The sequence below is a fragment of the Subtercola sp. RTI3 genome, from assembly GCF_035018625.1.
In the GTDB taxonomy this organism is placed as follows: Bacteria; Actinomycetota; Actinomycetes; order Actinomycetales; family Microbacteriaceae; genus Subtercola; species Subtercola vilae.
Map to the genome: position 1 here is coordinate 1 of NZ_JASJXO010000075.1, position 12,861 is coordinate 12,861.

12 protein-coding genes are annotated in these 12,861 nt (G+C 67.9%); 4 read left to right on the forward strand and 8 right to left on the reverse strand.

Going from position 1 to position 12,861, the window contains the following annotated elements:
- The first annotated feature begins 208 nt into the window (after positions 1-208).
- A complete protein-coding gene (locus QN358_RS17765; protein ID WP_145971562.1) occupies positions 209-724 on the forward strand; it encodes a hypothetical protein in 516 nt (171 codons plus the stop codon).
- A gap of 90 nt (positions 725-814) precedes the next feature.
- Here the strand turns inward: QN358_RS17765 and pucL are convergent, their stop codons facing one another.
- Both pucL and allB read right to left on the reverse strand, forming a co-directional pair.
- Positions 815-1,720 (reverse strand): factor-independent urate hydroxylase, encoded by a 906-nt coding sequence (pucL, locus tag QN358_RS17770; RefSeq protein WP_323513144.1) that lies wholly within the window; start codon positions 1,718-1,720, stop codon positions 815-817.
- 55 nt (positions 1,721-1,775) lie between these two features.
- Positions 1,776-3,134, reverse strand: coding sequence for an allantoinase AllB (gene allB / locus QN358_RS17775; protein ID WP_323513145.1), 1,359 nt, complete (start codon positions 3,132-3,134; stop codon positions 1,776-1,778).
- Positions 3,135-3,357: 223 nt separating this feature from the next.
- Between allB and QN358_RS17780 the strand changes: the two genes are divergently transcribed.
- Complete coding sequence (locus QN358_RS17780; RefSeq protein WP_323513146.1) at positions 3,358-4,473, forward strand: XdhC family protein; 1,116 nt, start codon at positions 3,358-3,360, stop codon at positions 4,471-4,473.
- Positions 4,474-4,491: 18 nt separating this feature from the next.
- Here the strand turns inward: QN358_RS17780 and QN358_RS17785 are convergent, their stop codons facing one another.
- The 6 genes from QN358_RS17785 to glp form a co-directional block, all read right to left on the reverse strand.
- Entirely contained in the window at positions 4,492-7,434 is a 2,943-nt protein-coding gene (locus QN358_RS17785) for a molybdopterin-dependent oxidoreductase (protein WP_323513147.1), read from the reverse strand.
- On the reverse strand, positions 7,431-8,234 hold the full coding sequence (locus tag QN358_RS17790; protein WP_323513148.1) for an FAD binding domain-containing protein: 804 nt from the start codon (positions 8,232-8,234) through the stop codon (positions 7,431-7,433). Before QN358_RS17790 ends, QN358_RS17785 begins: the two co-directional genes overlap by 4 nt.
- Positions 8,235-8,409: 175 nt before the next feature.
- Positions 8,410-8,877: a molybdenum cofactor biosynthesis protein MoaE gene (locus QN358_RS17795; protein ID WP_136641482.1), complete on the reverse strand. Its 468-nt coding sequence runs from the start codon at positions 8,875-8,877 to the stop codon at positions 8,410-8,412.
- Positions 8,867-9,343, reverse strand: a complete 477-nt coding sequence (locus QN358_RS17800) for a MogA/MoaB family molybdenum cofactor biosynthesis protein (protein WP_136641483.1) — start codon at positions 9,341-9,343, stop codon at positions 8,867-8,869. The genes QN358_RS17795 and QN358_RS17800 overlap by 11 nt, the downstream gene beginning before the upstream one ends.
- Positions 9,340-9,873: a cyclic pyranopterin monophosphate synthase MoaC gene (gene moaC, locus QN358_RS17805; protein WP_136641484.1), complete on the reverse strand. Its 534-nt coding sequence runs from the start codon at positions 9,871-9,873 to the stop codon at positions 9,340-9,342. The genes QN358_RS17800 and moaC overlap by 4 nt, the downstream gene beginning before the upstream one ends.
- Entirely contained in the window at positions 9,866-11,206 is a 1,341-nt protein-coding gene (gene glp / locus QN358_RS17810) for a gephyrin-like molybdotransferase Glp (RefSeq protein ID WP_237280292.1), read from the reverse strand. Before glp ends, moaC begins: the two co-directional genes overlap by 8 nt.
- Positions 11,207-11,303: 97 nt before the next feature.
- On the opposite strand from glp, the gene moaA reads away from it, so the two are divergent.
- Together moaA and QN358_RS17820 are read left to right on the forward strand one after the other, a co-directional pair.
- Positions 11,304-12,422: a GTP 3',8-cyclase MoaA gene (moaA, locus tag QN358_RS17815; RefSeq protein ID WP_323513149.1), complete on the forward strand. Its 1,119-nt coding sequence runs from the start codon at positions 11,304-11,306 to the stop codon at positions 12,420-12,422.
- Complete coding sequence (locus QN358_RS17820) at positions 12,406-12,747, forward strand: MoaD/ThiS family protein (protein WP_323513150.1); 342 nt, start codon at positions 12,406-12,408, stop codon at positions 12,745-12,747. Before moaA ends, QN358_RS17820 begins: the two co-directional genes overlap by 17 nt.
- The last annotated feature ends 114 nt before the right edge of the window (positions 12,748-12,861 follow it).

Consider the following 12,861-nt stretch of genomic DNA (forward strand, 5'->3'; position numbering starts at 1 on the left):
ACCGCCGGACCCACCTTAAGAAACACCAGGAAAGCCCAACAACCCTTACAACGGTTGCTGGGCTTTCCTGCATTTAAGGGCCTGGGCTTCCCTCACCCGCGGCTTGAACCGGCCTTGCATCATTCGGGGGAGCTGCCCGACACCCTCTGTATCCCTCAGAAATGATGGGGTTTCACCACAAATGAAACCACCTCGGGGGTACAGCAGAATGAAAGAAAATGACACCTCGGCGGTCGAGAAAGACACGCTTGTCAATCGCCGCTCACTTGTCAAAGCAGCGGCATGGTCTGTTCCCGTTATCTCGCTGGCGATTGCATCACCGGCTATGGCTGCCTCGGGCAACACCGAAGTGGGCGCCTTCCACCTCGACGGCACTTGTGGCGTGTTGGGAGTGCTCGGCCCTGGTTTTACCTTGACCGCGGGCTCCGCGCCCCTGCCGATCGGCACTGTCGTCACGATCACCGGTTCGGGTATCGCCAATATCGGTGTCTTCACGCCTGCGCCGGTCATCGCCAGCGTCGCCGTCTTGAGCGGCACCAGTCGACAGATCACGCTGACCGCCGCCCTGCCGGCCGGTGCTACGCTTGCGCTTCGCACGACGCTCTCGATCTCGGTCGCGTTCGCTCTGAACGCCAGTGCCGCGCTTCCTTCGGGCTACATCGGAACCGGGTCGAAGACCGGCGCTTCTGTCAGTTCGACGCTGATCTTCTGCAGCGGTACCTGACGCGTTGCCACTGAGAAGAAGCCCAGTCCCGGGATGGGGCTGGGCTTCTTTGCAGTGCAGTGCGGTGCTGCGTAGCGCAGTTCTGAGCGGCTAGACGAGGCCGGTGTAGCTGTCCCAGGCGGCGGGCGCGGCAGGGAGCTCGTCGCGCAGCACGCTGACCTGGATGAGGCCGTACGGCCGGTCATCCGCGTTGAAGACCTCGTTGTTGTTCTCGACACCGAAGGGTTCGAGGTTGTAGACGAAGTGATGTTTGTTCGGTGCAACGAAGCGAATCTCGGCGAGGGAGTCGTAGGCCTCGAGCGCGGCCTTACCCATTTCGAACAGGGTCTGCTGCAGAGCGAGCGAGTGAAGTGTGGCGAACTTCTCGATGAGGATTGTCTTTATGCCTTCGTAGGCGGCGTTCCAGTCGACGTCGGTGCCGACGTAGCGCCACTGCGCCACCAGCGATGTGGCCATCACGCGGTCGTTGGTCGGCTCAAGCAGCGTGTAGCCGTCTTCGTAGAACCCGGCGAACTCCGAGCCGGTCGACTTCAAGATGGTGAGGTCTTTGAAGCCGGCGATGACGGTGGCGCTCTGATCGTCGCCGTGCCCCTCAATTGTGACGGCGGCTGTGCGAACCTCCTGGCCCGAGCGCACCCAGGTGTGGTCGTGTTCGACCCCGCCGACGCTGACGCGCTGCCAGAGAAACTCTTCGACCTCGATGCGGGCAGAGTCGACGTACTCAACCGTGTCAGCGAAGTGGCGGCCGAGCTCGAGGGCGTATGCCTCGATGGTGACCAGCCCCTTCTCCTTGGCGAATGAGTATGCGGTCTGCTTCTGGCTGTCTGTCGGCAGCACCTGCGATTGATCGCCGAAAAGGTGAGCGCCGGCGAACGCTCCGCGAAGGGCCGTCGAAACATTGATGTCGCGAATCTCGTGGCGGGCCTGGTCGCGGTAGATGCGCACGACCCGGTTTTCTGCTTTGCCGTAACGGTTTGGACCAAGAACGATGGGCACGATCGGGTCTCCTTTCGGATGGGTGGATGTTCGGTGGTCTGTGTGGGGCGGCGAATCAGTGCGTCGCTGTCAGGAGTCGGCCTCGAAGGCGCACTTGATCGTTCGGCGCGCCGAGCACGAAGACGGGTTCGCCGCCGAGCCAGGTGGTGTGCACGACCCCGTGCAGCTCGGAGCCGTCGAATGCCGTGACCTTGTTCTTGTGCTGGAGGTGTTCCGCGATAACGGTGAACGTCTCATCGGGGGCGAAGGCGACGAAGTCGGCGTCGGTGCCTACGGCCAGCGACCCCTTGGCGGGGAGACCCGCGAGGCGGGAGGTGGAGCCGGTCATCCACTCGACCACCTGCTCGAGAGTGATACCGAACTCACGCGCAGCCGACCACACTGCGGGAAGGCTCACCTCGAGACCAGAGATGCCGCCCCAGGCCAGGCCGAAGTCACCGCCGTGCCCGAGCTTCAGCTCGCGGGTGCTGGGGGAGTGGTCGGAAGCGATGAGGTCGATGTCGCCCGCGATGAGTGCCTGCCAGAGCTCTCGGCGATTGCTTTCATCGCGAATGGGAGGGCAGCACTTGTACTGGGTAGCGCCGTCGGGTATTCCCTCGGAGGCGAAGCTCAGATAGTGCGGGCACGTCTCGACGGTGAGGTGCAGCCCCTCGGCTTTGGCTGCCCGAATGGTGGGCAGGGCGCTGGCAGAGGAGAGGTGCAGAATATGGGCGCGTGCACCGGTGCGGCGCAGGCCCTCGATGACGTGCTCGATGGCCGTCTTCTCGGCGCTGTCGGGTCGACTCGCCACGAAGTCGTCATAACCCACGCCGCCGGTGTTCTCGTGGGCTTCGAGCACTCCGGGATCTTCGGCGTGCACGATGAGCAGCCCATCGAAGGCGGCGAGCTCGGCCAGGGCGGCGTGCAGTTGTTCGGTGCTGAGGTGCGGAAACTCGTCGACACCCGAAGGGGAGAGAAACGCTTTGAAGCCGAAGACACCAGCCCTGTGCAGCGGCTCGAGGTGGCCGAGACTCGACGGGATGGCTCCGCCCCAGAACCCGATGTCGATGGTGGCCTGGGCGGCGGCAGCTTCGCGTTTCTGCCGCAGGGCATCCACTGTCGTCGTCGGCGGAATGCTGTTGAGCGGCATGTCGATGATGGTCGTGACCCCGCCGGCAGCAGCCGCCCGGGTTGCGCTGGCGAAGCCCTCCCAGTCTGTGCGGCCGGGTTCGTTCACGTGCACATGGGTGTCGACGATTCCCGGGATCAGTACCTGGCCCGCGGGCAGGGCGACCTCCGTCGTCGCCGTGAACTCGGCATCGTGGTCGCCGATCGCGACAATCGTGCCGTTCGTTACGGCGAGGGTCGCCGGGCGGAAGGCTCCGTCGATGAGCGCAGAGTGTGCTCGTACGATGAGATCGTAGTGGTCGACCATTGGTGCCTCCGTGCGCGTGCGAGTGGTGCGAGTCGTGCGGTGGTTCGGGCTTCCAGCGTAACTTTTCTGAGGGGGCCGCACTCAGCGCTTCTGAAATGTGCCCGACACACGCTGCCACCTGATCGAAATATGGCCGGGCAACAGACCACAGCGAATGTGTGGTTTCATCGTTCAACGGAAGAACTGTCGACAGCCCTCGCCGCCAAAGGGAAGGAGTGACCGGATGCTCGAACTTGCCAGCGCACTGCTGCCCCTGCTCGACGCGGGGCATCACATCGCGGTGGCTACCGTGACCCGCATCGACGGCAGCGCCCCGCGCACGCTGGCGACCTCGATGGCACTGGTCGACAGCGGCGCCGTGATCGGCAGTATCTCGGGGGGCTGTGTCGAGGGTGCGGTGTACGAGGCCTGCGCCGAAGTGCTGGAGACGGGCCGGGCTTCGGTGCAGCAGTTCGGCTACTCCGACGACGATGCGTTTGCCGTGGGCCTGGCGTGCGGGGGGCGCATCGAGGTGATCGTTCAACGCATCGGCGGTGCGGTTGACGAACGCGATGACGCGCTGCAGCGTGAGTTCGCAGCCGCTGCTGAAGGGCGCCCGGCCGGCATTGCCATGATCGTGGAGGGTGACGCGCTCGGGGCCGTGTTGGTGGGCGGTCACGAACCGTCGGAGTTCGTCGGTGTGCCGGTCGACAGCGCGAACCGCCTGCGTGCCGAGCTGGCCGCTCGTATCTCGGCCGGGCAGAGCGGGTTGGCCGTGGTGGAGTGTGACGACGCGCCGATCAAAGCCCTGTTCGTCGTGGCGGCGACAGCCCCACGCATGATCATCTTCGGCGCGGTCGACTTCTCGGCGGCACTTGCGCAGGCGGCTGTGCTGCTGGGCTACCGCGTGACCATCTGCGATGCGAGGCCCGTTTTCGCGACCGCCGAGCGGTTTCCGGCGGCACACGACGTCGTTGTCGAATGGCCTTCCGACTATTTGGCACGTACAGAGGTGGATGCCCGAACTGTGGTGTGCGTTCTGACCCACGACGACAAGTTCGACATTCCGCTGCTCGAGGTGGCCCTCGGCCTTCCGATCGCCTACGTCGGAGCGATGGGGTCGAGGCGTACGCACGAGAGACGCCTCGAGGCGCTCTGCCAGACGGTCGACAGCGACGCACTCGAGCGACTGCACTCGCCCATCGGTCTCGACATCGGGGCCAGTACTCCCGAAGAGACGGCGCTCTCGATTCTGGCCGAGGTCGTGGCTACCCGCACGGCTGCATCAGGGGGGTCGCTGAGGTACCTCGCAGGCCCTATTCATGGCGCGGCCGCGAAACATTCCCGAATCGGAATATAGCGCAGCCCGTCGGCTGTGTCAGCTGGCGGTGTCAGCGTTCAGCAGACGCCAGAGACGGTCGCGAGAGAACGGCAGTTCGCGGGGGCGGCGACCGGTGGCGTTCCGTACGGCATTGGCGAGGGCAGGGGCGACGGGGTTGAACGGCGCCTCGCTCATCGATTTGGCGCCGAAGGGCCCGAGCCCGTCGGCGGTGTCGGCGAAATAGACCTCGGTGGTGGGAGTGTCGGCGAACTGGGCGAGGTGGTAGTTGCGCAGCACGCTCGTGGTCACGGTGCCCTCGGCATCGAGGATGAGTTCTTCGTAGAGCGAGGTGCTGATGCCTTGAGCGACTCCGCCCTCGATCTGGCCCCGGCACTGCTCGGGGTTGATGACGAAGCCCGCGTCGGCGGCCTGGATCGACTGAAGGATACGCAGTTCGCCGGTACGGCTGTTGACGGCGACCCGCATGGCGTGCACGTTGAACGCGAGCGAACGGCGGTGCCCGGCGTGGGTACCGAGGGCCGTGATCCCGCGCGCGGCGGGGGCTGCGTTCGCGACCCCGCCGTCGATGCGAACGGTGGTGACGGCGGGGGCCGCCTCGGTGCCGGCCGCTGCGAGTTCGGTGAGGGTGAGCATCCGGTCGCCCGAAGAGAGACCCTCGGAGTTCAGCTGCCAGGCCGCGGCAGGGATGCCCGTGAGAGCCTCCGCGACCTCGCCGAGTTTCACCGCGAGGGCGGTCGCTGCGGCGAGCACGGCTTTGCCGGCCACGACGGTTCCGGCCGAGCCGAAGGCCCCCGTGTCGTATGGCACCACGTCGGTGTCGGACTGCCGGATGCCGATGAGTGACGCACTCGTGTTGAGCGCTGTTGCGGCGAGCTGGGTGTGCACGGTGGTGGTTCCGTTGCCGAACTCTGCCGTGCCGGCGTTGATGGTGTACCGGCCGTCGAGGCCGAGGGTGATGGAAGCCTCGGCGAAGTGGCCGCGCGGCGGGATGGTGGCGATCATGGCGGCGGCCATTCCCTCACCCACCGACCACTCTGGCCCGTCGGGTGCTGGCAGGCTGCGACCCGATTCGGGTCCTGTGGCGAGGGCGTTCTGGGCGAGGTCGAGGCACTGGTCGAGGCCGTAGCTGCCTCCGAAGACAAGGTCGTCGCCTTCGACATGGGTGACGACGAGCGGGTCGGTGGGGCCGACGGCGTTGAGGCGCCGCAGCTCGAAGGGGTTCATGTCGAGGGCGATGGCGAGGTCATCCATCGCCGACTCGATGCCGAACACGACCTGGCCGAGACCGTAGCCGCGAAAGGCGCCAGAGGGCATGTTGTTCGTGTAGACGGCTTCGGCATCGACGCGCTTGTTGGGCGAGTTGTAGACGCTGATCGACTCTGAGCAGCTGTGGTACATGACGCCGGGGCCGTGGTTTCCGTAGGCGCCGGTGTCACTGAGCACGTCGACCTTCATGGCCGTGAGCAGGCCGGCCGCGGTGGCGCCGAGGCTGACGCTCACCCGCATGGGGTGGCGGCACGGCACGACGGTGAGTTCGTCGGTGCGGCTCATCTCGTACTGCACCGGGCGACCGGTTTTCAGAACGGCGAGGCTGACGATGTCTTCGGTCTGGATCTCCTGCTTGCTGCCGAAACCGCCGCCCACGCGGGCAGTGAAGACGCGGATGGTGTCGAGGCTCCGGTCGAAGAGCCGGGCCAGCTCCTTCTGAACGAGAAAAGGCACCTGCGAGCTGGTGCGCAGCACGAGCCGGCCGTGGTCGTCGAGCCAGCCGATGCTGGCGTGGGTCTCGAGGGCGGTGGCGGCGATGCGGTGCGACTGCCAGGTTCCGCTCACGGTCACGTCGGCGTCGGCGAAGCCCTGGGCGATGTCGCCGTATTCGCCGTGCAGGGCTGCGACGAGGTTCGTCTCGGGGTCGGCGATGCGCGAGTCGTTGGGGTTCTTGCCGCTGTGCAGCAGTGGGATGCCCGGCTGCCGCGCCTTCGCCGGGTCGAAGTTGGCCGGTAGAACGTCGTACTCGACCTCGATGAGCCGGCTCGCGGCCTCTGCTATGCCAACGGTTTCGGCGACGACGACGGCGACGCGCTGGCCCCTGAACCGGATGACCGGGTCGAGCACGAGCGTGTCGTCGGGGTCGTCGGTGCGGTTCTCGTGGCGGGCGGTGGAGAAGAGGCTGCTCGGGGAGTCGCGGTGGGTCAGCACGGCGGCGACGCCCTCGAGGGCCTCGGCGGCGGAGGTGTCGAGGCGGGTGATGCGGGCGTGGGCGTGCGGGCTCCGCAGTACGACGAGGTGCAGGAGGCCAGGGATGGCGACGTCGAGCGTGTACTCCTCGCGCCCGGTCACGATGCGGGCGCCGGCGGGGGCGCGCTCCGAGGTGCCGACGGAGCGCGGGGCGGGAGTGGTTGCGGCGGGCGGCGCGGTGGTGGGAGCCGCGGCATGCGAGCGGGCGGCGGTCGGGCATCCGGAGCCGGGGTTGGCAGAGGCGGCGTGGGCGGCGCACGCTGCAGGGTCGACCGGGCCGGAGGACGAGGCGGCGCAAGGGCGCGGGGTCACGTTGGTGATGCCGGCGAAGGCGTCTCTGATCGAGCGGTAGCCGGTGCAGCGGCAGAGGTTGCCTTTGAGCAGGCGCGGCAGATCGGCCGGGTCTGCCTCGGTGAGGGTGGAGGCCGTGACGACCATGCCCGCGGTGCAGAACCCGCACTGGAACCCGGCGGCGTCGACGAAGCTCTGCTGAACGGGGCTGAGAGCGTCAGGGGTGCCGAGGCCGGCCACGGTGGTGACGTCGTGGCCCTCGATGCGGTGAGCCGGGTAGACGCAGGAGTGCACGGGCTCGCCGTCGACGAGAACCGAGCACGCGCCGCAGTCGCCCGTGTCGCAACCCTTCTTGACCTCGAAGTGCTCGGTGTCGCGCAGCAGGGTGCGAAGGGCCTGGCCGGCGCGCGGGGTGGCCTCGGTGGGCTCGCCGTTGACGGTGAACTTCATGCCAGCTCCTCGCGGATCTCGTCGGCCAAGACGCAACTCACGGCGCGTCGCCAGTCGGCGGCGCCATGAGCATCAGTGAACCATTCGTCGAGGCGTTCGACGTCGGCGCGCAGAGTGTCGGCGTCGGGCAGGGCGTCGTAGCTCAGCTGAACAGGCTTTACGGTGGCGGCGGTGACGGTCAGAACGAAGGCGCCAGAGCGTTCGAGGCGGCCGAGCAGTACGGCCCCCGATCGTCCGAGCGGGGACAGGGCGATCTTGCGGTAGCCCACCCTCGCCTCGAGCGCTCGAAGCGGCAGGTGAATCGAACGCAGAACCTCGCCAGGGGTCAGGATGTTCGTGGTGTTTCCGGCGATGAACGAGGTCACGGGCATCCGGCGCTCGCTGCCGTCGGGGCTCCAGATGAGCACTTCACCGTCGAGCGCAGCCGTGAGGGAGGTCATGGGGCCGGCCGGAAGCGAGGCGCAGAGGTTGCCGCCGACGGTGGCGACGTTCCAGACCTTGAACGAGCCGAACAGGGCTGTGCAGCACTGGAAGAACGCGGGGTGCGCGAGCCAGCCGGGTTGGGCGGGGAAGCGCGAGAGCTCGGCGATGGTGCAGGTGGCGGCGATGTCGAGACCGTCGGGGGTGACGGTGAGGGCAGGCCACTCGAGGGTCATCAGGTCGACGAAGCCCTCGAGGTGGTTCTGGGGCTCGCCGAAGAGCGCGGAACCGCCGGCGAGGGGTACGACCGTGGTGCAGAGCGCCACCAGGTCGGCGCGGCTACGGGCCAGCCGAACATCGGTGATGGTGTTCAGATCCATGATGCAGGTGCCCTTTCTGTGGGCCCGACGGCGGCCCAGCCCGCGAGAAAGCGGGATCTGATCAGTGAACACCACAAAAATGTCGGGCATGTAACGGGGAGTGGGCGGTGCGGGCGGGGTGCGGTTTCGAGAGGGGGTGTCGGATGCCCGTGCCGCGTGCGGGGTGGTGTTCGTGTCAGGCGGCGCCGACCCACTCGGTGGTGCCGTCGGTGAAGACCTGCTCCTTCCAGATGGGAACACGTTCTTTTACCGCATCGATGAGTTCGGCGCAGGCGGCGAAAGCTGCGGCCCGGTGCGCTGACGCCACGGCGCAGGCGAGGGCGATGTCACCGACGACCAGGTCGCCGATGCGGTGCGCGACGGCGATGCGGGTGCCGGGGTGCCGGGCGGCGACGTCTTCGGCGACGCGGCGCATGACCTCGTCGGCCGACGGATGCGCGCTGTAGGTCAACCGTTCGACCGACTGCCCGTGGTCGTGGTTGCGCACGACTCCGCTGAACGTGACGACCGCGCCGGCCTCGTCGGAGCTGACGTTGTCGACGCACCACTCGACGGTGATGCCGGCGTCACTCACGAAGGCGAAGGCGATGCTGCCGGGGGCGCTGCGGTCGTCGCTGTCGTAGGTCAGGTTGTCAGCGCTCATGGTCGCCGCCTCTCAGCTGGTCGACCATGTGGTCGAGAACGTCGTCGAGCAGGCCGAGGCCGTCTTTCACGCCGCCGGTCGAGCCCGGAAGGTTCAGCACAATGGTCGACCCGGCGACGCCGGCCACGCCGCGAGAGAGCAGGGCGCTCGCGACCTTCAGCGAGCCGCGGCGGCGGAGCTCCTCTGCGAAGCCCGGAATCTCGTAGTCGAGTAGCGCGCGCGTCTGGTCGGGGGTGCGGTCGCCGGGATGGATGCCCGTTCCTCCGCTGGTCACGACGAGGGTGGGCGAACCGGCGATGATCTGGGCCAGCGCGGTGCCGACCCCGGGGCCGTCGGCGACGACGAGGGGGTCGCCCACCGACCATCCACGGCCCGTCAGCCACTCGGCGATGAGAGGGCCCGTTCGGTCGGTGTACACGCCCGTCGCGGCCCTCGTCGATGCGATGAGTACTACCGCGGTGTTCACGCGTCGCCCCGCACCCAGTCGCCGCTCTTGCCGCCGGTCTTCGAGACGACCTCGATACCGGTGATGCTGGCGTGCTTGTCGACGGCTTTGATCATGTCGTAGAGGGTGAGGGCGGCGATGGATGCGGCAGTGAGGGCTTCCATTTCGACGCCGGTGACGCCGGTGGTCTTCACCATGGTCTCGATGAGCACGCGGTCGTCTGACGCGGTGAAGTCGATGGTCGCGCCTGACAGTGGCAGTGGGTGGCAGAGCGGAATGAGGCTCGACGTCTGTTTGGCGCCCATGATGCCGGCAATGCGGGCCGTGGCGAGGGCTTCGCCTTTGGGGAGTTCGCCGGCCATGAGCATGGCGATCACGTCGGGCCGGGTGATGAGGGTGGCGCGGGCGTGCGCGACGCGCTTGGTGACGGGTTTGTCGGTGACGTCGACCATGAGAACGGCGCCGTCGGGGCGCACATGGGTGAGGGCGGGTGCGGTTGCGTGGTCGCCCGCCGCCGCTGCGCCCCTGTGGCGTCCTGCATGGTCACTCATCGATCCTCCACACCATCACGGGGTCGCCGGCGTCGAGGTGTTCGACGTCGGCCGGAATGTGCACGAGGGCGTTCGAGGAGGCATACGAGTGCAGCAGGTGCGAGCTCGGCCCTCCGACGAGTTCGACGGTGCCGTCGTCGTGCACGAACCCCCGCCGAACCTGATAGACCCCGGGCGGGGAGTCGGTGGCGCCGATGATCATCGCTACCTCGCGCATCCGGTCGGCCGGCTCGCTCTGGGCAAGTCGGCGAAGAGCTGGCCGCACGAACATCTCGAACGACACCAGCGCGCTCACCGGGTTGCCTGGCAGGCTGAGCACCGGCCGCACCACGTCGTCGAGGGTCGCTCGACCGAATCCCTGGGGGCCGCCGGGCTGCATGGCCACCGTGCCGAATTCGACGCCGAGCGGGCCGAGGGCGTCGCGCACCACTTCGCGGGCGCCCGCACTCACCCCGCCCACGGTGATGATGAGGTCGTGTGCGCTGGCGTGGGCGGCGAGGATGCCCAGCAGATCTACCGCGTCATCAGAGCGGCACGGAACCGCCGTCACCTCGCACCCGGCTTCGATCAGCGCCACGCTGAGCGACACGCTGTTCGCGTCGAAGATCTGCCCGGCGCCGAGCGTTGTGCCGGGCTCGCGGATCTCGTGCCCGGTCGACACCAGCAGCACCCGGATGCGCCGCACCACGTCGATGACGGTCAGGCCGGTGCCGGCGATGACGCCGAGCTGGGCCGGGCCGAGCGGGCTGCCGGCGGGCAGCAGCACGGCTCCGGCGCGCACGTCACTGCCGGTGCGGCGGATGAACGTGCCAGGGGTGACGGGTTCGATGAAGCTGACCGTGGCGGGCGCGCTGGCCGCGACAGGGGTATCGCTGGTCGCGCCAGACGCTTCGGGCGTCTCCTCGGCGGTCTCACTCGACGCAATCGCAGCGAACCGCGGCGGAATCGCCTGCTCGATCGGCACGATCGCGTCGGCCCCGGGAGGCACCGGCGCCCCCGTCATGATGGGTGCCGCCGTGCCCGAAGCCAGGGGTTCCGCTCCGTCGCCGGCCGCGATCTGCGCCGCCACGAGCAGCTCGACCGGGTTCTCGGGCGACGCCGTCACGAGGTCGAACCACGAGACCGCGTAGCCGTCCATCTGTGAATTGTCGAAGTTCGGCAGATCGGTGGGCGAGAGCAGGTCGCTGGCCAGAACCCGCGCGCGAAACTCTCCCGAGTGCTCGGCGAGTCGCTGAGGAGACACCTCGAGCAGCTCGCTCACCCGGTTCTCGAAGAGCGGCGCGAGCAGCGCGTCGACGGCTGCCCGGTGTTCTTCAGTGCTGCGACGGTTCACACGACCATCCTGCCCCACACTGCCCTCACTGCGGCACCCTGTTGTCAATCTGTGCGCGAAGTCAGAAAGCGGGCCGCAAAACTCTTACTCTTGATGAATGACTGTGATGCTCGGTGTTCCCCAGGTGCGTCTCGGCTCGCGGGGCGGGGCGGGGGCGTCGCAGCTCGCGCAGTACGGCGCCCGCCCGAGTTCGGCGAGTGCGCCCGGGCTGGTCGACAGCTTCGGCCGCTCGGCCACCGACCTGCGCATCTCGCTCACAGACAAGTGCAACCTGCGCTGCACGTACTGCATGCCGGCCGAGGGTCTTCCGTTTCTGCCGACACCGAAGCTGATGCAGCGCGACGAGATCGTGCGTCTCGCCCGCCTGGCCACCGAGCGCCTGGGGGTTCGCCAGGTGCGCTTCACGGGTGGCGAGCCCCTGCTTCGCAAAGACCTGGTCGAGATCATCCGGGGCGTAGCAGCTCTGGATGCCCGCCCAGAGATCTCGCTGACGACCAACGCCATCGGGCTGGCCGGCCGCGCTGTCGCCCTCGCTGATGCAGGGCTTGACCGTGTGAACGTTTCGCTCGACTCGATCTGCGCCGAGACGTTCGCCATCATCACTCGTCGGCCGTTTCTCGACAAGGTGCTGAAAGGTATCGATTCGCTCGGCGCTGCGGGCATCGGGCATACCAAGATCAACGCCGTGCTCATTCCCGGCGTCAACGACACCGAGGGGCCCGACCTGCTCGCGTGGGCGCTGGCGGGCGGGCATCAGCTGCGCTTCATCGAGCAGATGCCGCTTGACGCCGACCACATCTGGGACCGCGACATCATGATCACCGCGGCCGAGATGCGTCGCCGCCTCTCCGAACGCTTTCAGCTGACGCCCGACAGCGAGCCTCGCGACGGTTCGCCCGCCGAGCTCTACCAGGTGCGCGCCCGCGGTGCGTCGCTCGACGACCCCTCGCTCGGAACGGTGGGCATCATCGCTTCGGTCACCGAAGCCTTCTGCGAAGACTGCCGCCGCACCCGCCTCACCGCTGAGGGCGGGGTGCGCAGCTGCCTCTTCTCGCACACTGAGACCGACCTGCTCGGCCCGATGCGTGCCGGGGCCGGCGACGACGAGGTGGCCGACCTCTGGCGGGCCGCCATGTGGGCGAAACCGTCGGGGCACGGAATGAACGCGGCCGGGTTCGTGCAGCCTGAGCGGCCGATGAGTGCCATCGGTGGTTGAGGTGGCGGGCGCTGGTCGCGGCGCGGCGGCAGGTGAGGGCGCGGCTGATCTTGATGGCGGCACTGCGGCGGGTGCCGGCTTGATTCGGGTGCGCGTGCGGGTGCGGTATTTCGCTGCGGCGAAGGCGGCGGCGGGTGTGGCAGAAGAGTTGCGTGACGTCGACTCCGGATGCACGGTCGATGACCTGCTCGTGACCGCGGGCCTCGCGTCGCTGCCGGTCTTCGGTCGCAGCACCTTCCTCGTCAACGGGGTCGCCGCCGCGCGAACCCAACCGTTGTACGACGGAGACACCCTCGACGTGCTGCCCCCCTTCGCCGGCGGCTGATCCCCGCCGCCCAGCCCCACCTCACCCGGTCATCCAGTCGGCGAAGTTTGTGGGTGCTACCGCGCCACACCCACAAACTTCGCCGAGTCGATGGGATCCGGTGGCGGCCGGGGG